Origin of the sequence: Butyrivibrio proteoclasticus (assembly GCF_900115735.1) — a bacterium.
GTDB lineage: Bacteria > Bacillota > Clostridia > Lachnospirales > Lachnospiraceae > Butyrivibrio > Butyrivibrio proteoclasticus_B.
The window spans coordinates 67343-88852 of record NZ_FOXO01000012.1; the positions used below are offsets into that span (position 1 = coordinate 67343).

Consider the following 21510-nt stretch of genomic DNA (forward strand, 5'->3'; position numbering starts at 1 on the left):
CCTCAGCTACTTTTTATATAGTCTCAAAAAGCCCACAATTATTGCAAATTATTATTTTTCAATCATCCCATCAAGTATATACGCAAGACTATCAAGATAGTCTTCTGAAATCTCCTCAATCTTACCGCCATCGCACAAACCTGCAATTGATGGATCAAGAGGTATCCTTCCAAGTATATCTATTCCATTAGAAGCAGCATAGCTCTCAATCTTACTGTTTCCAAAAATATTTATAGCTTCACCACAGTGTGGACACTTCATATAGCTCATATTCTCTACGATTCCAAGAACAGGAATATTCATCATATTGGCCATATTGATAGCTTTTTCAACGATCATCTCAACAAGATCCTGAGGAGTTGATACAACAATGATTCCGTCAACAGGAAGAGACTGAAAAACCGTAAGCGGTACATCACCTGTTCCTGGTGGCATATCAACAAACATAAAGTCCACATCACCCCAATTAACATCAGACCAGAACTGTTTTACAATGCCTGCAATTACAGGTCCTCTCCAAACTACAGGATCCGTCTCATTTTCCATGAGCATATTAAGAGACATCACTTTAGTTCCCCTTGTTGTAGCAGCCGGTAAAAGACCTGTCTCATCTCCCACATTAAACTTTCCGATTCCAAACATCTTTGGGATAGATGGTCCTGTAATATCAGCATCCATTATCGCTGTTTTATAACCTTTTTTATTCATGGCTACTGCTGAGAGGCCTGTAACAAGACTCTTTCCAACACCGCCCTTGCCACTGACAATTCCGATTACTTTTTTTACATGTGAATTAGGATTGGGCGCAGCCTTCATATTATCTTCCATCTGCTTTTTAAACTCTTCTGGTTTCTTAGCCATTTAAAAATCTCCTACCCGTACATTTTATTTATAAAGTAATGACATCTTGAACTAAATTCCAGAAATCCGCATATACTGCGGATTTCGTGAGAATATGAATGAAGAGTCAACCAAGCCTCATCGACGAAGTCGATTTAAATTGGCTTGGTTGATGCATTCTTGAATTGTTGATTCAAGAATACATGACAATCTATAATGATCAAAATCATCTTTTGTAGACATACTCAGATGTCTCCACATCCTCTTTATCGCCAACATAAGACTCGATGATAAATCTAGGCCTGTTCTTGGTTTCGAGATATATCTTGCCAATATACTCTCCTATTACTCCAAGAGAAATCATAATAAGGCCACCGATTGCCCATACGGAAAGAACTGTAGTAGTCCATCCCGGAATAGTCTGTCCTGTAAAATGTCTTACAAGAGAATAAACCAAAACAATTATGCTAACGAGGAAAATAAAAAATCCAAGACCGGTAATAAGCTTAATTGGCTTAGTGCTAAGGCTTGTGATACCTTCAACTGCAAAACTGAGCATCTTTTTAAGAGGATATTTACTCTCACCTGCAAATCTTTCCGCTCTCTCATAGTAAACAACATCTGATTTAAAGCCTACCATTGGCACAATGCCTCTAAGGAAAAGATTAACCTCTCCAAATTCTGCAAGTGACATAAGAGCTCGTCTACTCATGAGTCTATAATCCGCATGATTGTACACGGTGTTTGCTCCCATGGAATTCATAAGCTTGTAAAAAGATTCTACTGTAAACTTTTTAAAGAAAGTATCAGTAGCTCTTTTGGACCTTACTCCATAAACGACGTCACACCCTTCAATAAACTTATCAACCATTCCATCTATAGCATTTATATCATCCTGAAGATCTGCATCAAGAGAAATTGCTGCATCACAAAGATCCTTTGCTGTCATAAGGCCGGCCAAAAGAGCATTCTGATGCCCCATATTTTTTGAAAGATTGATTCCCTGGAATATTTCATTTTTCTCATGAAGCTCTTTTATAATATTCCAGGTATTGTCTTTAGAACCATCATTCACAAAAAGTATCCTGCTATCATCAGAAATTTTTCCGGCAGCGATAAGATCTTTTAACTTTTTCTCAAGCCTTTTTGAAGTTTCCGGAAGAACTTCCTGTTCGTTATAGCAGGGAATTACACAAAATAACCTATTCATAAACTATTCCTTCTAAAATAAAAATTTCATAAATAATATAATAGTATAAAACTCTTTGTTTTGAAAGTGCCAGCAGAAAAAAAGCAGAGCAGCCTTTCAAACCGCCCTGCGCATAATATTCCCATATTAAATCACTTTGAGTTTATATAATTGATAAGACCTTCAGAGTCTATGATCTTTTGCATGAAAGGTGGGAAGGCCTGACCAGTGAAGGATTCTCCGGTTGTTTCATCTGTGATAAGGCCTGTATCAAAATCAATGCTTACAACATCGCCTGCTTTTATATTGTCTGCCGCTTCTTCACATTCAATGATAGGAAGCCCGATATTGATGCTGTTGCGGTAAAAAATTCTGGCAAAACTCTTGGCAATTACACAGCTTACACCCGAAGCTTTTATAGCAATGGGGGCGTGCTCTCTTGATGATCCACAGCCAAAATTTTTATCAGCTACAATGATATCTCCTGTCTTAACCTTTGATGTAAAGTCTTTATCGATATCCTCCATGCAGTGTTTTGCAAGCTCTGAATGATCTGTAGTATTAAGATATCTTGCAGGAATTATTACGTCTGTATCTACATTATCTCCGTACTTAAAAACTGTTCCCTTAGCAGCTTTCATTTTTTTCCTCCACAAAATCTGATTTTTCATCAAATGATATTCTATGACTTCTGTTTTTCTGAGAAAAAACAAAAACCTATATGTTCCAAATAATCACAATCCAAGCTCAGATGGCTGTGAAATCTTGCCTGTCACGGCACTTGCTGCAGCAACTGCAGGTGAAGCAAGGTATATTTCTGAATCTATAGCGCCCATTCTTCCAACGAAATTTCTGTTCGTGGTTGAAACGCATCTTTCACCGGACGCTAAAACTCCCATATATCCGCCAAGACATGGTCCACAAGTGGGAGTTGAAACAATTGCTCCGGCTTCAATGAAAATTTTCAAAAGTCCCTCTTCCATTGCCTGCATATAGATTTTCTGTGTGGCAGGGATAACAATGCATCTCATGCCTTCTGCAATATGATGATCAGTCAAAACCTCTGCTGCAATCCTAAGATCATCAATTCTGCCATTCGTACACGACCCAATAACCACCTGATCAATCTTTATTTCAGCAATATTTTCAAATGTATGAGTATTCTCAGGAAGATGTGGAAATGCAACCGTAGGTGTCAGCTTACTAAGATCAATTGTGTATTCCTCATCATATTCTGCGTCAGGATCTGCTTCATATACTGTATATTTTTTACCCTTAGCATGCTCATTTATATATGTAAGAGCAATGTCATCAACAGGGAAAATACCATTTTTACCACCTGCTTCAATTGCCATATTTGCAATTGTAAATCTGTCATCCATAGAAAGATTTTTGATCCCATCTCCAACAAATTCCATAGATTTATAAAGAGCTCCATCCACGCCAATAAGACCAATTATATGTAGGATGACATCCTTACCGCTAACCCATTTAGATGGCTTGCCAACGATATTGAATTTAATTGCTGAAGGCACTTTAAACCAGGCTTTTCCTGTAGCCATTCCTGCAGCCATATCTGTTGAACCGATTCCGGTTGAGAATGCTCCAAGAGCCCCGTATGTACATGTATGAGAATCGGCACCGATTATGAGATCTCCGGGAAGAGTAAGTCCACTTTCAGGTAAAAGAGCATGCTCAATGCCCATTTTTCCGACTTCAAAATAGTTTGTGATACTGTTTCTTTTAGCAAATTCTCTGACACATTTGCAGTTCTCTGCTGACTTAATGTCCTTATTTGGAACAAAGTGATCGGGAACGAGGGCAATCTTGTCTTTATTAAACACACCCTCTTTAGTAAATTTTTCCATTTCCTTAATGGCAACAGGGCTTGTAATATCATTTCCAAGCACCAGATCAAGATCTGCCTCAATAAGCTGTCCCGGTTTTACCTCGGAAAGTCCCGCATGTGCTGCCAAAATCTTTTGAGTCATGGTCATTCTGCTCATACACGTCAATCTCCTCGTTAATTAATGTCAAAAATATAATAGTAAATATAACATGAAAACAAACAGTAAAACACATATCAAATTTAATCATTTTTCTTGATGAAAATTAATGTATGCAATATAAGGCCTCCCAGTATCAACAGTCCGATGATAGTCATAATAAGGCCGCTCTTAAAGCCTTCAGGCGTATATGTAACTCTTATCTCATGGCATCCGCCCTGAACAGGGATTGCCATAAGACCAAAATCTGCAGACAAAATCTTTGTTTCTTTTCCATCTACAGTGCAGCTAAAGCCCTCTGTATAAGGCACTGAGAAAAATACAAGTGTATTATCAGGGAGCATTGCTGTCTTGGCAGTAAACCCATAAGTATCAGTTACAAAACTCTCACAGGAAGTTGCAGCTCTTTTATCACATTCAAGTTCAAAATCATAGTAAGAGAAGTCATCTTCCATGAGATCTTCGGCTGTAAGTTCTGTCACAGCAAGTGAATCACCATATTCAAGCGCCACTTCATCAGGTATTATAAGAACTCTTGAAAGATCAAGGTCATGGTCATCAGCGTTTAAATCGCTCCACTCTGACTCGGTGATATAGTATTCATAAGTAAAACCCATAGGAATGAAATTCTGATTCGTAAAAATATCAAATCCGTCCTGAGTATCAAGATAAGTATAGCCTTCTGTTCCTTCTCCATTGGCATATACTCTGTTCTTACTGATCTCAGCATTTTCAAAATAATATCTCGCAGAAAGAATAGCCCTTGCTCCTGCTCTTGAAACCGGGATGTTGGTCTCAACAGTTCTTGTGATTCCGAGTGTTCCATCGAGGAAATCAAAGATTTCGGAAGGAACTGTACTTAAAAAGCAATGAATTGAAGGCATCCCCCAGACAATATCATAGTTAGTGGATGTTGAATCAACCTCTCCTCTGCAAAAATCACTCTGATCAACACTTACTTTATTAAAGAGCATCTGCTCCTGCCACATTTTTTTGCCCCTGTCACTGATGATAGAGCTGCCATTTTTAACAGGTATGAATGTAGCAAGAATACAACTGCAGATAACAACAAATAAAACGACAACATCTCTTATCTTTATCAGTGAATGATCCTTGTCGAATTTAACCTTCTTTGGCAATACAAAAACTGTCAGCAAAAGGAAAAAGCTAAGAATTGCTGTTCCAAGCACATCCCTCAGGAATATTGTATTATTCTCCGTCATGTTAAACATGACCATCTCACCACTGTCATTTTTAGACGGAAAGAAATATACGAGAATAAAAAACATAAACATAAGCACCGCTGCCACTGCGCCTTTTTTCAACTGAGGAGACTTTCCCCTTTGAGCAGCCTGCGCTGTCATAAGACACATCAACAGAATTGGCATGTAAAACCAGCGCGCATAGTATGAACTGTTAAACATTGAAAATGCAGCGTTAAAAACAGGTATAAATGCAATCACTCCGCAGATTATCAGCATTGTCTTTTCCCAGTTGTGCTTCTTTTTGTTTAAAAGAAAATACGCAATAACTCCAGATAATCCAAACAGAGGCAAATATGCAGCAAGTGATGCATTCTTAACAGTTCCTGTGTAGAAAAGAGTTCCTTTACCAATAATGTCAGGAAGCATTGAAAGACTCTTTACTATATCCCAGAGAAGCTTCTCGCTCGGATAGACCAGGATATCATAGCCATTTATGTAATTATCAAGTCTTGAATTACCTTGGATACCTGCAAAAGCCTGCAACAGGAAAAATCCGGAAATCAAAACACCAAGCACTCCACTAAGGAGAGCTCTGAAGAAAAGTGTTATGACATGTTTTACAGTGTTACCCTTTATGTATCTGACCACAAAGTACAGAACCATATATACGACCTGTCCAAAGAAGAAATAGTAATTCACAACAGACATAAAAGCTGTCATAAGAGCAAAAAAGATGAATCTCTTATACTTATTTTTGCCCTCAGCCGCCATGAGTTCTTCAAAGCAAAGAAGGAAAAGCGGGAAAAAAGCAACCGCATCAGTAAAATGGTTGAATACTATATTGCAGGCATTAAATCCGGAAAATGCATACAAATATCCGCCAATCATCGCATACGTATATTTATATACGTATCTCTCAATGTATAGATATGCGCATGTAGCCGCTGTGGCATATTTAAGTGCCATAAGGAATGGCATAAGATATGGAATTGCGTTTTCAGGAAAAAGAACTGATATCCAAAAGAACGGACTCCCCCAAAGATAAAAGGCAAAGTCTCCAAACATGGTCCCGCCAAGATCTATATTCCAGTTCCAGAAAAACTCTCCGCTCCTTACAGCTCTATGGGCCGCAATATAAAACGGAACCTGTTGAACATTATAGTCACCGTAATAAAAAAAGGGCAGACCTCTTGAAATCAAAATAGGCAAAATAGCTAGCACGTACATCAAAAACGCGCTCAAAAACATTACTACAGGAGTATAATACTTCTTTTTTTCAGACATTTTTTCATAATCCTCATCAAATAAAAAATAGAAAGAGTACCGCGAGGCGATACCCTTTCTATCATAGTCTAATTTATGAACATTTTCAAATAAATGGCCCATAACCCCGTCACTAAGGTCCATTTGCAGTTAGTTGTTTATTAGCTTATCTGACTCGTTGTTCCAGCTGTAAAGCTTTCTGATCTCTTCACCAATCTTCTCTGATGGATGCTCAGCGTGAAGCTTTCTCATAGCCTGGAAGTGTACCTGTCCGCCAGCTTCTGACATATCAAGAAGGAATTCCTTAGCAAATGTTCCATCCTGAATATCAGAAAGAATCTTCTTCATTGTCTTCTTTGTCTCATCTGTAATGATCTTAGGTCCTGTTACATAATCACCATACTCAGCTGTGTTAGAGATAGAATATCTCATTCCTGCAAAGCCTGACTGATAGATAAGGTCAACGATAAGCTTCATCTCATGAACACATTCAAAGTATGCGTTTCTTGGATCATAACCAGCCTCAACAAGTGTATCAAAACCAGCCTGCATAAGTGCACAAACACCACCACAAAGAACTGCCTGCTCACCAAAGAGGTCTGTCTCTGTCTCTGTTCTGAATGTTGTCTCTAAAAGACCAGCTCTTGCTCCACCGATTCCAGCGCCATATGCAAGTGCAAGATCAAGTGCCTTACCTGTAGCATCCTGCTCAACAGCTACAAGACAAGGTGTTCCCTTTCCAGCCTGGTACTCAGAACGAACTGTATGTCCAGGAGCCTTAGGAGCGATCATAGCTACATCAACATCCTTAGGTGCCTTGATAAGTCCAAAGTGAATGTTAAATCCATGAGCGAACATAAGCATGTTGCCTGGCTGAAGGTTTGGCTCAATGTCCTCTTTGTACATCTTAGCCTGTTTCTCATCGTTGATAAGGATCATGATGATATCAGCCATCTTAGCTGCTTCTGCTGTGTTATATACTTTAAGTCCCTGTGCCTCAGCTTTTGCCTTGCTCTTTGAGCCCTCGTAAAGTCCAATGATTACGTTGCATCCTGAATCCTTAAGGTTAAGAGCATGGGCATGTCCCTGTGAGCCATAGCCGATAATAGCAATTGTCTTTCCCTCAAGCAAAGATAAATTACAATCTTCCTGGTAAAAAATACGTGCATCCTGTGACATTAATTTTTCCTCCTACTATCTTGATATATTGAAAATTGAATAATCAAATTATTCGTCTAAATAAATAACGTTATCTGTGCCTCGCCCAAGACCGGCAATTCCCGTTCTGGCAAGTTCAAGAATCTCATAGCCTTCAAGGAGCTTAAGGAAAGCATCAACTTTTGACTGACTACCTGTTATCTCTATTATCACTGAATCAATGCTGACATCAACAATGTTGCCTCTGAAAATATTTGCAGTAGCAAGAATACTCTGTCTCTTGTCCGCCTCTGCTCTTACCTTAACAAGAGCAAGCTCTCTGTATACGCTGTCCTTAGGTAAAAGCTCATGAATATCTCTTACGTCAACAAGCTTACTAACCTGTTTTTCAATCTGCTCCAGTATCACATCATCCCCTGATGCCACAATTGTGATTCTGGTAAATCTTGGATCTGCAGTGGTTCCTGCAGTTATACTCTCAATGTTATATCCTCGCCTGGAAAAAAGACCAGATATCCTGGAAAGAGTTCCCGGATTATTATCAACCAGTAATTGAAAGACTTTTTTTTGCATTTTGTGCTCCTTTTCAAGTCTTACTTATATGCATTTAAGATCACGGCCTAGAATTTTTAACCGATAATATCAAATTATACTCCTCTAATGTACCACGTCAACAACTTTTTCTTTTAGGCTTTAAACTTGCACTATTTTACAGCATTAAAGTATTTATTGCAATCATTTTTAATTTTGCATCGGATTTTTAGGTTTAAACAAAAAAAGATGGTCTTTCACACCTTTTTAATGTGAAAAACCATCTTTAAGATCAAAGTATTATTTTTGTATTATTTCATACCTGCAATATAGTAGCTGAATGAATCATAAACCTGATTCGTATGGAAATATGCTGTTGTTTTTTCACCGGCTTTAAGATAATCTCCGGTATTACCAAGATAACTTTCAGCAAAATCAACGATTTCGTTCTTGTAGTAATATACAACTACTGCACTACCTGATACTGTTTCGCTACTTGTATTTGTAACATAAACTTCTACATTACCATTTCCAGCGTCATATGCTTTAGCATCAAGGGAACTTCCTGCTGCTTTAACACCGTATTCGCCTAATTTTCTGTTTACAAAAAGATCATAGTCATAATTTGTTGCTGATGCTGAATTTGGGAATACTCCTACAAGCATATATATTTCGCCCGGAGCCAGTATAAATACATCATCCTCAGCATTTGTCTCCATTACTTTGCCGCTTGCATCAATAGAAATAGCATCCATTGAAACTGCTGTATCTACGCTATTTGTATTTGTAACTTCAACCAGAAGATACATATTTCCGTCATCAAAAGTTGCAGAATATTCTTTGCCGACAACAATACCATCAACAGAGCCGGAGGCAAAAGCTGTGGTATAAACTCCGATAAGCATGGTAGCAACAAGCATAATAGCCAAACTTACTCTTATTTTCTTCATAACGATTCTCCTTTTAACATAGGGGTTAGCGTGTATACAAAGTATACATTATCGGTTTGCCGCTTTGAATTAAACACTGGTTAAATCATTATAAAAAAACAGTAAAGTCCTAAAGCTTTACTGTTCCTTGCATTTCGTAAGAGCAACAGTCCCTGTTCGTGCTATTTCAACTATGCTCACACTCTTAAGCATCTCTATGAATAATTCTATTCTCTCTGATGTATCACATATCTGTATTACCATCATATTTTTTGACATATCAACGATAGAAGCACCCATGATCTGGCAGTTCTCCATGATATCTCTTCTGTTATCCCTGTTGTACTTAACCTTGATAAGCATAAGCTCTCTGTTGATACTCATGCTCTCCTTAAAAGTCTTAACCTTAATAACATCAATCTTTTTATTAAGCTGTTTTTCAATCTGTTCAATAGTGCGCTCATCACCTGTAGAAACAATAGTCATGCAGGAAACGCTTCTATCAGCAGTTTCACCAACAACCAGCGAATCAATATTGAAATTTCTTCTTGAGAAAAGACCTGCCACTTTAGAAAGCACACCTGCCCTGTTTTCTACAAGAACCGAATATATTCTTTTCATGTTAAGTTACCTTTCCCCATCACTTATCTGGTAAGCGCCATAGGATCAACAATTACTTCCATAAGACCTGACTTATCATCCTTTAAAAACTCTTTCAGGCTTGCATCAATGTCACTTTTTCCGTCTAACCTTATATAATCCATCCCATAAGCTTTTGCTATAAGTGACAGATCCGGATCACCGGAAAGTTCTACCATTGAATAATGATCATCATAAGTATAATGCTGATGTTCTCTCACCATTCCAAGATATCCGTTTTTCATAACAATTATCTTAACCGGTATTTCATACTGGCGCATTGTAGCCAGTTCCATCATGGACATTTGGAAAGCGCCATCTCCAATCACAGCTAAAACCTGCTTTTTCCTATCCGCAAGTTTAGCCCCCATAGCAGCCGGAATTGAATATCCCATAGTTCCCATACCACCGGAAGTCAAAAATCTGCCGTCACGCACCTTAAAGTACGAACATGACCACATCTGATTCTGTCCTACGTCAGCAACATATATACAGTCCCTACTTACCTCTTCAGAAAGCCTGTTTATAAAAAATTCCGGATCAACAAAGCCTTCACCTGCAGGCTTTCTATCTATATGCATTTCCTTTTTGTATTTTAAAAGAAGATTGACCCACTCGTCATGATCATCTGCATGATCATCCTGCTCAAGAAAATCCGCAAAAATGTGCTTTATATCACCTACAAGAGGAATCGTCGGTCCAACATTTTTGCCTATTTCAGCAGGATCGACATCTATATGTACCATAACCTTATTTTCAGTAATAAGATCAGGCCTGTTTACTGCACGGTCCGCAACTCTTGCTCCAACCATCAAAAGAAGATCTGACTCATTCATGGCTCTGTTAGCATAAGGAGCCCCGTTATTTCCGACCATTCCAAAATAAAGAGGATGCTCTGTCGGCATAACTCCAATACCCATCATGGTAGATACAACCGGAACATTATTAAGTTCAGCAAACTTAACAATCTCGCTGGTAGCTCCACTTAAATGGACACCGCCACCGACGCAGATGATAGGTTTCTTTGCCTTCTCAACCTCTTTTATGACTTTTCTGATCTGAACAATATTTCCCTTTACAGTTGGCTTATATGAGCGCATGGAGATTGTTTCAGGATAAGAAAACTTTCCTGAAAACTCCGCAGTCTGAACATCAAAAGGAATATCAATAAGTACAGGTCCTCTTCTTCCACTATTGGCAATATAGAAGGCTTCTTTGAATATTCTCGGAATATCATTCACATCCCTTACAAGGTAACTGTACTTAACAAAAGACTCCACAGCACCGGTGATATCCGCTTCCTGAAAAACATCGCTTCCAATCATATCACTATTTACCTGACCGGTAATAGCAACAAGCGGAATGGAGTCAGCATATGCTGTAGCGATACCTGTGATAAGGTTTGTGGCGCCGGGGCCTGAAGTTACGGCACACACTCCGACTTTACCACTTATTCGCGCATATCCGCTGGCACAATGAGCAGCATTCTGCTCTGTTCTTATCAAAACCCTTTTTATATCAGTCTTTAGCATTTCATTCCAAAAGGGGTCAATTGCAACTCCTGAATAACCAAAGATAACTTCTGTTTTTTCCTGTAACAGGCATTTAACTATTGCTTCAGCTCCAATCATACAACGCTCCTCAAATACTTTTTATCACTGATTGTCTTCGATATTAAGAATCTGTTTAACCACCCTGACAGCATCAGCTGCATCTGACGAATAGCCATCTGCTCCTATTTCCTGGGCATAGTCCTCTGTCACAACTGCTCCGCCGATAATAATCTTGGAATCAAGTCCCTCCTTGTGGGCCAGATCCACCACATTTTTCATTTCTTTCATAGTGGTTGTCATAAGTGCAGAAAGGGCTATAATGCTGGCATCATTCTCTCTGGCTGCATTTATTATTGCCTCTTTTGGTACATCTTTCCCAAGGTCAATAACGTTAAAACCATAATTTTTTAGCATCAGTGCCACAAGATTTTTACCGATATCATGGATGTCGCCATGAACAGTGGCAATAACAACTGAAGGAAGCTTTTTACCCGTAGTCTCATCACCCTTTAAAAGCGGCTCTAAGATTCCTATTGAAAGTTTCATAGCCTCAGCTCCTGATATCAGTTGCGGAAGAAAGAACTTTCCTTTATCAAAAAGATCTCCAACTTCGTTTATCGCCGGCATCAGAACCTCATCAAGGATAATCCTTGGTTCTATTCCTCTATCAAGCGCAATCTGCGTATCTTTTACGATAGTTCTCTTCGATCCTTTTAAGACATCTGCCTTTATTATAGCAAGAATATCATCATTATTTGTAGACGCTGATTTATCCACTTTTTCAGCGCTCGTTTTGGTAGCGTTTTTATCCTCTTTTGTTTCCACAATGCGCTGCATTCTCTCAATATATCTGATATCAGCGCCTTCCTTATTACGTAAAAGATCTGATGCAAAAGCCGCATTTACAAGCATTTCCTGAGACGGATTGGCTATAGCCATAGTAAGTCCACGAGAAATCGCCATAGTTAAAAAGGCTGTATTTACATTCATTCTCTCAGGAAGTCCAAAAGAAATATTGGAGAGTCCGCAAACCGTTGCATATCCGTTCTCATGGCAAAAGCTTATGGTATCCAAAGTCTTTATGGCAGCTTCCCTGTCAGCACCAACAGTAGCCACCAGTCCATCAACCACGATATCTTCAAGATTCATTCCAATATCGTAAGCCATTTTTGACAACTCTTTTATATTTCCTATCTTCTCCTCAGTTGTCTTTGGAAGTCCTTCCGGACTAAGAGGTAAAAGAATAAACATAGCTCCATACTTCCTGGCAAGTGGCAGGAACTGTTCAGCTTTGCCTTTTTCCAATGAGATGGAATTCATAAGGGCTCGTCCGGGATAAATCCTCAGGGCTGCCTCCATAACTTCGGCGCTGCTGGTATCTATGCAAAGCGGAAGTTCAGTCTGGGACATAACTTCCTCTAACACATTTAGCATCATTTCTTTTTCATCAATTCCGCTCATGCCCACATTAATATCGAGGATTGATGCGCCTTCCTGCTCCTGACTTCTTGCGAATTCAGAAACCATGGATAGATCCCCTTCCCGAAGAAGTGCCTGAAGTTTCTTTTTACCTGTGGGATTTATCCTTTCTCCCACTATCATAAAGTTTTCATCAAGACCAAAGGATAGGCTTTGTCTCTCCGATGAAAGATACCTTCTTCCAATCATTTTCCTTGGTATGTCTTTTGCAGGTAAATAGTCTGAATAACTTTCTTTTAAAGCTTTTATAAAAGCCGGAGTTGTCCCGCAGCATCCTCCAATCACGCTGGCACCAGCATCAAGAAGACTTTTCATCTCCTTAACAAAAGTAGACTCGTCCATATCATACTCAGTATTTCCACTTTCATCAACGGAGGGCAGCCCCGCGTTGGGCTTTGCAATTATAGGAATACCGGTCACAGCAGCCATATTCCTTATGATTTCTTCCATCTTATCCGGGCCTGTAGAGCAATTTGCACCAATAGCACATGCTCCAAGTGCCTCCAAAGTAATAGCACTTGCAGAAGCATCTGACCCGTAAAGGGTCCTTCCGTCAGCCTCAAAAGTAAGAGTCACCATTACTGCAATATCAGAAATTTCCTTGGCAGCAATAAGCGCTGCTCTGCACTCCTGAAGACTCATCATAGTCTCGACAACAATCACATCGCAGCCAGCTTTTTCAAGAATACCAATCTGTTCCTTGTATGTATCTATAAGTTCTTCAAAGCTTAAGTCCCCTATAGGCTGAAGCTGTTTTCCTGTCATGGTGATATCACCTGCCACAAGTGCTTTTCCATCAGCAGCTTCTTTGGCAAGCCTGACAAGCTCAGTATTTATCTCTTCTATGTTGTCCTCAAGTCCATAGTCAGCAAGTTTTATCCTGTTGCCTGTAAAAGTAGGGGCATAGATTATATCCGCCCCTGCATCAACATAGTTTTTTTGAAGTCTAAACATTACATCTTTATGCTCAAGGATCCATTTTTCCGGGCATACACCAGCCGGCATTCCCGCTTTCATCAGGTTTGTACCCGTTGCCCCATCCAAAAAAACTATTTTTCCCTTAAACTTTTCTAAAAACTCTTCTCTTTTCATACTGCTCTACCTTTTATATTTTTGTCTTTTTGCATCTGTATTTTTTGATAGTCCTTGGTATAAACCATATAAACAAAAGGCACAGTGCCATTATCACAAAAGGCTTTGCCCCCATGGAGATATCCGGTAAAACTCCATAATAAGAAAGCTGATCCACAAGGCAAATTACTAAAACATGATAAAAATAAATATTAGACGATCCCTCTCTACCTATCTTCCAAAGATACTTTCCACCGCCAATACCTGTCTCAGATAAAAAAAGTATACCAAGCACCATAAAAAGTGCTCCGAAAGGACATTCTTTTTTTCCAAGAAGAAGGAACTCCGCACTGGAGATTACCATACCTACAAGGATACCTAAAAATCCCGGAACAATCCATTTTCTGCTGCGTACCTTAAACTCATCCTCAGAAAGGTCTTCTTTTAATTTGCCAATGTAATCAGAAAACCAGATTCCTATAAGAACAAAAGGCATCCCTTCAAAAAGCCAGTTTCTGAGAACATACCAGGTAGTTATGCTGATATCAAAAGGTCTTATAGGATAGAAGGTCTGAAGCAGTTCTCCGAAATAAAGTCCTGCCAAAAGGATCACTACAAGAAATTTGTACCATTTTCTAAGAACAGGCGCAAATATGTAAATGAGCCCAAAAACATAAAAAAGGGCAAACAAATACCACAGATGGTCAAAAGTATAAGATCCGTCATAAATAAATTTGCCGGAATTAAACAAAAAGAACCATCTGGCTTCAGACAGGTTGAATTTGGATGTAAACCATTCTCCAAAACCAATACCATTTTTTAAATGAAATAAAAATGAATAGACCAGATAAATTAAATAGACAACTCCCGTGGTCTTTAAGAGCTTTCTAAGGGCCTTGCCGACTCTTTTTCTGATATCATCAGTATTTCTCATGCTATAAGGTATGAGAAATCGTCCTGATATGGCAAAAAAGAAAGGACAGATATATCTGCTGACAGCGTCCCAAACAAAACCAAATGTCCCCGGAAATCTGGTGTGACCTATTATCACTCCCATTGATGCGATAAATTTAACTAAATATATAAATGTGTTCATTATTCTTCTGTGCTCGTTCCTATCGTAGAGAATTGTATAGAATCCTGTGTCGTTACTGTAATGCCCTCTCCTGTTGGAACTTCGCCATGAAGAACCTGTAACATAACCAGTACTCTGCTATTTGCTCTCTGGTAATACTGACCAGCAAGTGACTCGCTGTCACCATCGAACTCATTATCATAGGCCTCATGATAAAACTGATCGGCCATTTCCATATAGTCAGCAGCCTCAACTGCAATGTCTGATATTCCAGAAAACTCCTCTGGAATCGTGAGCTCTGACATTTTCTTATACTCTTCATTCATCTCATCCAAATAACCTAAAAGCTGTGAGACAGCTTCATCAGAATTAGGATCGATGCTATTGATTGATTCATCAAAATAAGAAAGCTTATTATAAAAAGAGTCCATACTCTCCTTATAGCTTTCAAGTTCGTCATTTGTTTCCTTCTGACACCCGGTTAAAACCATACCGGCAACCAGGGCACTCAAAAGAAGTGTCCCTCTTTTTTTCACACTTCCTACTCCCCATTTAAATTAATCTTTATACTTAGAAACAGCTGACAATCTTGTAAGAGCTCTTGCAAGTCCTGCCTGAGACTTCTTAAATTCCTTGATTGACTGTTTCTGCTGCAGGTGCTCCTTAGCATATTCGTAAGCTTCCTGCGCTCTTCTCTTATCAATATCCTCAGGTCTTTCAACAGTATTTACAATGACAATACATCTGTTATTGGCAACCTGAACAGAACCAAGGCTTACTACTCCAACGGTCCATTCGCCACCCGGCTTTTTTATCTTGATTATACCGTCAGAAAGAGCAAGGATCATCTCCTCATGGCCTGCTAAAACAGCAAGCTCCCCATCATCACAAGGAAGAATGATCTCTTCTGCCTTATCATCATAAAATATTCCGTTTACGGAAATGACCTGAAGGCCAAAGGTTGCTACCCTTTCCTCACTCATACTTACGCCTCGATCTGTTTTGCTTTTTCAACAACTTCATCAATAGAGCCAACATTAAAGAATGCTGCTTCCGGATACTTATCCATATCGCCTTCTATAATTGCTCTGAATCCTTTGATTGTCTCTGCCAAAGGCACAAACTTACCCTTTATTCCTGTAAACTGTTCTGCCACATGGAATGGCTGTGAAAGGAATCTTTGGATCTTACGTGCTCTGTAAACAGTAACCTTATCCTCATCACTAAGCTCTTCCATACCGAGGATAGCGATAATATCCTGAAGTTCTTTGTACTTCTGAAGTATTTCCTGTACCCTTAAAGCTGTCTCGTAATGCTCTCTTCCAACAATATCCTCTTCAAGGATACGGCTTGAAGATTCAAGAGGATCAACAGCAGGATAAATACCCTGCTCAACAATTTTACGAGAAAGAACTGTTGTTGCATCCAAATGTGCAAATGTTGTGGCAGGGGCAGGATCTGTGAGGTCATCTGCAGGAACATATACAGCCTGAACGGATGTAACAGAGCCAAATCTTGTAGATGTGATCCTCTCCTGAAGAGCCCCCAGATCAGTAGCAAGAGTTGGCTGATAACCTACGGCAGAAGGCATTCTTCCAAGTAGTGAAGAAACCTCAGATCCCGCCTGAACAAATCTAAAAATATTATCAATGAATAAAAGCACGTCCTGATGGCCTACATCTCTGAAATACTCAGCCATTGTAAGTCCAGTCTCAGCAACTCTCATACGAGCTCCCGGCGGCTCATTCATCTGTCCAAACACAAGGGCAGTCTTTTCAATAACGCCAGACTCACTCATTTCTGACCAAAGATCATTACCCTCTCTAGAACGCTCTCCAACTCCGGTAAAAATAGAATATCCACCGTGCTCTGTAGCGATATTCTGGATAAGTTCCTGAATAAGAACGGTCTTTCCTACACCGGCTCCACCAAACAGACCTATCTTGCCGCCCTTGGCATATGGCGCAAGAAGATCAATAACCTTTATTCCTGTCTCAAGGATCTCTACTACAGGACTCTGATCAACAAGCTTTGGTGGTTCTCTGTGAATCTGCCATTTTTCAGGAGTTTCAAGCTCACCCTTGTGATCTATGGTCTCTCCAAGTACATTAAAAAGTCGTCCAAGGACCTTATCTCCAACGGGAACACTTATTGGACCACCTGTACAGTATACAGGCATATCCTTACAAAGTCCCTCACTTGGAGAAAGCATGATACAGCGGACTGTATTCTCTCCTATATGTTGTGAAACCTCCATGACACGTTTTTTGTCTTCTACATAAACCTCGAGAGCATCACTGATATATGGAAGATCACTGTCTTCAAATTTTACATCCACTACAGGTCCCATGACCTGCAAAATCTTACCGTTTTTCAAGATTTGCTCCTTTTTTCTTTGCTTCTTTGCTCCGTTTAAGGGCCTTTGCGCCACTGACAACCTCAGTTATCTCCTGAGTTATCAGTGCCTGCCTTTGTCTGTTATAGGTGCGTTTGAGATTATTTATCATCTTTTCAGCATTCTTATTAGCTGAATCCATAGCCATCATTCTGGCGCTTTGAACTGAACAAAAGGCTTCAACAAGCGCTCCATATATAAATCCCGTAATGTAATTTGGAACAATATTGTCCAAAATCGCCGACGGACTTGGATCCATCAAGAATTCTTCCCTCATCACTCCGGGTGGAAGCGGCTGCTTTCTAATATCTGTTATGATATCAAGAGGAAGCAGTTTTTCAAACCTGGTTTCACACACGTTGCCATGAACGGTAGTATAAACCACATAGATCTCATCAAGCTTTCTCTCATAATACTGATCAAGAATCTCAGCCGCAATCTTCCTGGCTCTATGAAGAGTAGGATTCTGGGAAGTGAACATAAAGGATTCCTCTATATTCATATTCTTGGATGCAAAATGGAATCTTCCAACTTCACCAATAACAAAGAGCTTCCATTTGTCACCATCAGTCAGAATATGCTCTTCGGCAAGCTTCAGAACATTGTGGTTATAGGCACCGGCAAGACCTTTGTCATCTGTAAAGATGATGTATCCCCTTCTTCTGTTTTTCTCTGGGATATCCTGCCAGGTTTCCAGAAAGATATTTTCAACTCCATCCGGGAGATGTCTTACTACTCTGGAAATCATTGCCCTCGTAGCAAAGAAGAATGGCTCGGTATCTTCAAGCATCTTTTTTGCTTTTCGAAGCTTGGTCGACGAGATCAGGTACATAGCATTTGTAATTTTTCGGGTATCATTTACCGAATCAATTCGGTCCCTTATTTCCTTAATTGTTGCCATGAGCTATCTCTATTTCTTCCTTAAGCTGTTTGTTTTCAACATCATTAAACGCATCAACACTATCAAGAATTCTCTTTTTAAGCTGGTCCGAAAGTTCTCCGCTCTTTTCAAGTTCTTCACAGATCTCCCCCTGCTCAGTATTGAAATAGTTAAGGAGTTTTTCTTTATAATCCCTTACCCGTTTAACGGGAACAAGATCCAGTCTTCCGGCATTAGCTGCTACAAGGATGATAACCTGCTCATGCATCTTAAGAGGATGCTCAAGAGGCTGTTTTAAGAGTTCCATAAGAACGCTTCCATGACGCAGCTGATTCTTGGTAGTCTCATCAAGGTCTGAGCTGAACTGTGTGAACACAGCCATTTCTCTATACTGTGCAAGGTCAACTCTTATACTTCCGGCAGATTTTTTCATTGCCTTGGTCTGAGCTGCACTACCTACACGAGAAACGGAAAGTCCTACATTTACAGCAGGTCTCATACCTTCAAAGAAAAGATCACTTTCAAGGAATATCTGTCCATCAGTAATTGAGATAACATTGGTAGGAATATAGGCAGATACGTCGCCTCCAAGTGTCTCAATTATTGGAAGTGCTGTGATAGAGCCGCCTCCAAGTTCTGATGAAAGCTTACATGACCTTTCCAAAAGTCTGGAATGTAAATAGAATACGTCTCCCGGATAAGCCTCTCTTCCCGGTGATCTCTCAAGAAGAAGAGAAAGCGCTCTGTATGCTACCGCATGCTTGGAAAGATCATCATATACGATCAGTACATCTTTTCCATCATGTAAAAAGAACTCTGCCATCGCCGTTCCTGAATAAGGAGCGATATACTGAAGTGGCGCCATGTCAGAAGCTGTTGAGCTGACTACTATTGTATAGTCCATTGCCCCTGTCTTTTTAAGGGTCTGGACGATCTTGGCAACAGTAGATGCCTTCTGACCAATGGCCACGTATATACAAATTACATTTTTGCCCTTCTGGTTTATGATCGCATCAAGAGCTATTGAAGTTTTGCCGGTCTGCCTGTCTCCAATAATAAGTTCTCTCTGCCCTCGTCCAATTGGGAACATGGTATCTATAGACAAAATACCGGTCTCCATAGGCTCATTAACTGACTGTCTCTCAACAATACCAGGTGCAGGCTGCTCTACAGGTCTGTACTCAGTTTCTTTTATTTCACCAAGTCCATCAACAGGTGATCCAAGCGCATCAACAACTCTTCCAACAAAAGCCTCACCAACAGGTATTCCGGCTTCTTTGTAAGTTCTGACAGCTCTTGTACCCTGTCTTATTCCTGCGTCATTACCAAAGAGGATACAACCGATGTGGTCACTTCTGATATCCTGTGCCATTCCTCTTGTACCATCTTCAAATTCGATGATCTCGCCATAAAATGCATGCTCAATACCATCTACATTGGCTATGCCATCACCAACCCAGGTAACTGTTCCTACTTCCCTGTCTTCAACCTGAAGCTTAAAGTCCACGACCTTATTTCCAAGCATGGATATGATCCTGCCTGTATCGTGTTCTTCAGTTTTCTTGCTAAGGTTATTAAGTTCTGCGCGGAGCTGCTTTGCTCTGCCTGCATCAGACCAGTCATATTCAAAGTTCTTGCAGGATACAACGAAGCCTCCTCCTATAGAAGGATCCTCTATTGTCTCGACTTCAATAACTGCGTCATCGAACTTTTTTTCAAGAATTTTCTTAATCTTTTCAATCTGCTCTGAACTTGGAGGAGTACTTGCATAGCGCAGTTTTGCTTTTAAAGTTTCACTCATTATTTGCTCCAGCTTCACTTATAAATTTCTCATACAGTTCCATATCATCTTCTTTGCTGTGTTTTGTCGCAGCAATCTTAGAAGCGGCATCCACAACCATATCTGTGAGCTGAGCCGCATAAGCTTCTTTTGCACGCTCGTTCTCAACTTCTGCATTGTGTCTCGCTTCAACTATGATCTGCTCACCCTTTTTCTTGGCTTCACTTACGATCTTTTCATACTCGTCATAGCCCTGCTTCTTGATGTCAGCAAGAATCTGCTCTTTTTCTTCATCAGCCATCGCGATTTTCTTTTCATATTCTTTCTTGGTGGCAATAGCAGACTTAGTGGCCTCATCAGCAGTTTTAGTGGCAAGATCCACTTCTTCTCTTCTCTGCATCAGAACCTTGTCCACTCTCCCAAAAAGAAATTTCCTGAACAAGAAATACAGAATGAGAAGATTAAATATAGTACATGCTATGTTTACAATACTGGTTGTTAACACTTTGTATCCCCTTTACACGTCTAGAATTATCTTCTCTTATGAGAAAAGAATGATCATGATAGCAACTACGAAACCATAAATAGCTGTTGCCTCTGCAAGAGCGCAACCAAGAAGCAAAAGTTTCATGATCTTGCCATCTGCTTCAGGCTGACGGGCAACGGCATCCGTTGCCTTTGAGGTAGCAAGTCCGATACCAAGACCTGCTCCAATTCCTGTAAATGCGGCAATGCCTGCTCCAATCGCTGTTAAACTCATTATAATTCCTCCTTTTTGTGTAAATATTATTCCACTGCTTCTTTAATATAGAGTGATGTCAAAAATGCAAAAACATAAGCCTGTATACATCCATCGAAAATATCAAAGTACAAGCTAAGTAGTGCCGGGAAGATAACCGGTACTACAAACTTTATAAGTTCCATGATAACTGTAGCACCTAAGATGTTACCAAAAAGTCGCATACATAGAGAAAGCGGCCTGATCAAAAGCTCTAAGACATTCATCGGTGTAATTACAGGCATTGGCTCTGTGAATCCTTTAAGCCACTTCTTAGGACCTTTCTTGCGAAGACCTGCTGCCTCTACGAGTACAATACTCATAACCGACAACGCTATAGTCACTGTAAGATCCATAGTCGGAGGTGTAAGCCCAAACAGACCGACCATATTGGAGCAGGCAATAAAGATAAGCACTGTCGCAATATAATCTACATACCTCTCACCTTCCTCGCCGAGCATTCCCTTAACAGCACCTCTTATCCAGAGAACAAAGGCCTCAACTGCCGCCTGCCTCTTGGAAATATTATGCACTTTCAGATTGCTTGTCATGATCAGAATAAAAATAAAGACAAAACCAATAATCACCCACGAAAGAACAACGGATTTATAGATATCAAAAAATCCATTGCCAAAAGGGAAGTGAATTAAAGTTTTGTCTTCCATAAGGATTTCATTTAGTAATTCCTTCATATTTTTTTACCCCAGCATCTATTTTTTGTTGACCCCAATTAATCCTC

20 protein-coding genes are annotated in these 21510 nt (G+C 39.8%); all 20 read right to left on the reverse strand.

Translation table 11 applies throughout. From position 1 onward, the window contains the following. Nucleotides 1-51 precede the first annotated feature (51 nt). The 20 genes from BM146_RS09140 to BM146_RS09235 all read right to left on the reverse strand — a co-directional run bounded on the left by BM146_RS09140 (nucleotide 52) and on the right by BM146_RS09235 (nucleotide 21463). Nucleotides 52-861 carry an Mrp/NBP35 family ATP-binding protein gene (locus tag BM146_RS09140; RefSeq protein WP_074887655.1) on the reverse strand — a complete coding sequence of 270 codons (810 nt, stop codon included), beginning with the start codon at nucleotides 859-861 and terminating at the stop codon, nucleotides 52-54. A 205-nt stretch (nucleotides 862-1066) separates the two neighbouring features. After that, nucleotides 1067-2050 (reverse strand): glycosyltransferase family 2 protein, encoded by a 984-nt coding sequence (locus BM146_RS09145; protein ID WP_074887658.1) that lies wholly within the window; start codon nucleotides 2048-2050, stop codon nucleotides 1067-1069. Nucleotides 2051-2181: 131 nt separating this feature from the next. Then, nucleotides 2182-2670 (reverse strand): 3-isopropylmalate dehydratase small subunit, encoded by a 489-nt coding sequence (leuD, locus tag BM146_RS09150; RefSeq protein ID WP_074887662.1) that lies wholly within the window; start codon nucleotides 2668-2670, stop codon nucleotides 2182-2184. 93 nt (nucleotides 2671-2763) lie between these two features. Beyond that, nucleotides 2764-4035 (reverse strand): 3-isopropylmalate dehydratase large subunit, encoded by a 1272-nt coding sequence (gene leuC, locus BM146_RS09155; RefSeq protein WP_177201632.1) that lies wholly within the window; start codon nucleotides 4033-4035, stop codon nucleotides 2764-2766. A gap of 83 nt (nucleotides 4036-4118) precedes the next feature. After that, nucleotides 4119-6524: a YfhO family protein gene (locus BM146_RS09160; protein ID WP_074887665.1), complete on the reverse strand. Its 2406-nt coding sequence runs from the start codon at nucleotides 6522-6524 to the stop codon at nucleotides 4119-4121. A gap of 129 nt (nucleotides 6525-6653) precedes the next feature. After that, nucleotides 6654-7682, reverse strand: a complete 1029-nt coding sequence (ilvC, locus tag BM146_RS09165; protein ID WP_074887668.1) for a ketol-acid reductoisomerase — start codon at nucleotides 7680-7682, stop codon at nucleotides 6654-6656. Nucleotides 7683-7730: 48 nt separating this feature from the next. Further along, entirely contained in the window at nucleotides 7731-8234 is a 504-nt protein-coding gene (ilvN, locus tag BM146_RS09170; RefSeq protein WP_074887672.1) for an acetolactate synthase small subunit, read from the reverse strand. 269 nt (nucleotides 8235-8503) lie between these two features. Next, nucleotides 8504-9142, reverse strand: a complete 639-nt coding sequence (locus BM146_RS09175) for a hypothetical protein (protein ID WP_074887675.1) — start codon at nucleotides 9140-9142, stop codon at nucleotides 8504-8506. A gap of 117 nt (nucleotides 9143-9259) precedes the next feature. Continuing rightward, nucleotides 9260-9742, reverse strand: a complete 483-nt coding sequence (gene ilvN / locus BM146_RS09180) for an acetolactate synthase small subunit (RefSeq protein WP_022776201.1) — start codon at nucleotides 9740-9742, stop codon at nucleotides 9260-9262. Nucleotides 9743-9765: 23 nt separating this feature from the next. Beyond that, complete coding sequence (ilvB, locus tag BM146_RS09185; RefSeq protein ID WP_074887678.1) at nucleotides 9766-11391, reverse strand: biosynthetic-type acetolactate synthase large subunit; 1626 nt, start codon at nucleotides 11389-11391, stop codon at nucleotides 9766-9768. A gap of 24 nt (nucleotides 11392-11415) precedes the next feature. Then, complete coding sequence (locus tag BM146_RS09190) at nucleotides 11416-13884, reverse strand: homocysteine S-methyltransferase family protein (protein WP_074887681.1); 2469 nt, start codon at nucleotides 13882-13884, stop codon at nucleotides 11416-11418. A 13-nt stretch (nucleotides 13885-13897) separates the two neighbouring features. Next, nucleotides 13898-14959, reverse strand: coding sequence for an acyltransferase family protein (locus BM146_RS09195; protein WP_074887684.1), 1062 nt, complete (start codon nucleotides 14957-14959; stop codon nucleotides 13898-13900). After that, nucleotides 14959-15474, reverse strand: coding sequence for a hypothetical protein (locus tag BM146_RS09200; protein ID WP_074887687.1), 516 nt, complete (start codon nucleotides 15472-15474; stop codon nucleotides 14959-14961). Before BM146_RS09200 ends, BM146_RS09195 begins: the two co-directional genes overlap by 1 nt. A 21-nt stretch (nucleotides 15475-15495) precedes the next feature. Beyond that, nucleotides 15496-15921: an ATP synthase F1 subunit epsilon gene (atpC, locus tag BM146_RS09205; RefSeq protein WP_074887691.1), complete on the reverse strand. Its 426-nt coding sequence runs from the start codon at nucleotides 15919-15921 to the stop codon at nucleotides 15496-15498. Between the two features lie 2 nt (nucleotides 15922-15923). Beyond that, nucleotides 15924-17315, reverse strand: coding sequence for a F0F1 ATP synthase subunit beta (gene atpD, locus BM146_RS09210; protein ID WP_074887694.1), 1392 nt, complete (start codon nucleotides 17313-17315; stop codon nucleotides 15924-15926). Next, nucleotides 17302-18234, reverse strand: a complete 933-nt coding sequence (gene atpG / locus BM146_RS09215) for an ATP synthase F1 subunit gamma (RefSeq protein WP_074887696.1) — start codon at nucleotides 18232-18234, stop codon at nucleotides 17302-17304. Before atpG ends, atpD begins: the two co-directional genes overlap by 14 nt. Beyond that, a complete protein-coding gene (gene atpA / locus BM146_RS09220; RefSeq protein WP_074887699.1) occupies nucleotides 18221-20014 on the reverse strand; it encodes a F0F1 ATP synthase subunit alpha in 1794 nt (597 codons plus the stop codon). Before atpA ends, atpG begins: the two co-directional genes overlap by 14 nt. After that, nucleotides 20007-20498 carry an ATP synthase F0 subunit B gene (locus tag BM146_RS09225; RefSeq protein ID WP_074887702.1) on the reverse strand — a complete coding sequence of 164 codons (492 nt, stop codon included), beginning with the start codon at nucleotides 20496-20498 and terminating at the stop codon, nucleotides 20007-20009. The genes atpA and BM146_RS09225 overlap by 8 nt, the downstream gene beginning before the upstream one ends. A gap of 36 nt (nucleotides 20499-20534) precedes the next feature. Next, complete coding sequence (gene atpE, locus BM146_RS09230) at nucleotides 20535-20753, reverse strand: ATP synthase F0 subunit C (protein WP_022776188.1); 219 nt, start codon at nucleotides 20751-20753, stop codon at nucleotides 20535-20537. 26 nt (nucleotides 20754-20779) lie between these two features. Beyond that, nucleotides 20780-21463 (reverse strand): F0F1 ATP synthase subunit A, encoded by a 684-nt coding sequence (locus BM146_RS09235; protein ID WP_074887706.1) that lies wholly within the window; start codon nucleotides 21461-21463, stop codon nucleotides 20780-20782. Between the last annotated feature and the right edge of the window lie 47 nt (nucleotides 21464-21510).

Bases quoted from the DNA above. Each gene is read 5' to 3' on its own strand.
- BM146_RS09140 (WP_074887655.1), bottom strand. From the start codon at position 861: ATGGCTAAGAAACCAGAAGAGTTTAAAAAGCAGATGGAAGATAATATG.
- BM146_RS09145 (WP_074887658.1), bottom strand. From the start codon at position 2,050: ATGAATAGGTTATTTTGTGTAATTCCCTGCTATAACGAACAGGAAGTT.
- leuD (WP_074887662.1), bottom strand. From the start codon at position 2,670: ATGAAAGCTGCTAAGGGAACAGTTTTTAAGTACGGAGATAATGTAGAT.
- leuC (WP_177201632.1), bottom strand. From the start codon at position 4,035: ATGAGCAGAATGACCATGACTCAAAAGATTTTGGCAGCACATGCGGGA.
- BM146_RS09160 (WP_074887665.1), bottom strand. From the start codon at position 6,524: ATGTCTGAAAAAAAGAAGTATTATACTCCTGTAGTAATGTTTTTGAGC.
- ilvC (WP_074887668.1), bottom strand. From the start codon at position 7,682: ATGTCACAGGATGCACGTATTTTTTACCAGGAAGATTGTAATTTATCT.
- ilvN (WP_074887672.1), bottom strand. From the start codon at position 8,234: ATGCAAAAAAAAGTCTTTCAATTACTGGTTGATAATAATCCGGGAACT.
- BM146_RS09175 (WP_074887675.1), bottom strand. From the start codon at position 9,142: ATGAAGAAAATAAGAGTAAGTTTGGCTATTATGCTTGTTGCTACCATG.
- ilvN (WP_022776201.1), bottom strand. From the start codon at position 9,742: ATGAAAAGAATATATTCGGTTCTTGTAGAAAACAGGGCAGGTGTGCTT.
- ilvB (WP_074887678.1), bottom strand. From the start codon at position 11,391: ATGATTGGAGCTGAAGCAATAGTTAAATGCCTGTTACAGGAAAAAACA.
- BM146_RS09190 (WP_074887681.1), bottom strand. From the start codon at position 13,884: ATGAAAAGAGAAGAGTTTTTAGAAAAGTTTAAGGGAAAAATAGTTTTT.
- BM146_RS09195 (WP_074887684.1), bottom strand. From the start codon at position 14,959: ATGAACACATTTATATATTTAGTTAAATTTATCGCATCAATGGGAGTG.
- atpC (WP_074887691.1), bottom strand. From the start codon at position 15,921: ATGAGTGAGGAAAGGGTAGCAACCTTTGGCCTTCAGGTCATTTCCGTA.
- atpG (WP_074887696.1), bottom strand. From the start codon at position 18,234: ATGGCAACAATTAAGGAAATAAGGGACCGAATTGATTCGGTAAATGAT.
- atpA (WP_074887699.1), bottom strand. From the start codon at position 20,014: ATGAGTGAAACTTTAAAAGCAAAACTGCGCTATGCAAGTACTCCTCCA.
- atpE (WP_022776188.1), bottom strand. From the start codon at position 20,753: ATGAGTTTAACAGCGATTGGAGCAGGCATTGCCGCATTTACAGGAATT.
- BM146_RS09235 (WP_074887706.1), bottom strand. From the start codon at position 21,463: ATGAAGGAATTACTAAATGAAATCCTTATGGAAGACAAAACTTTAATT.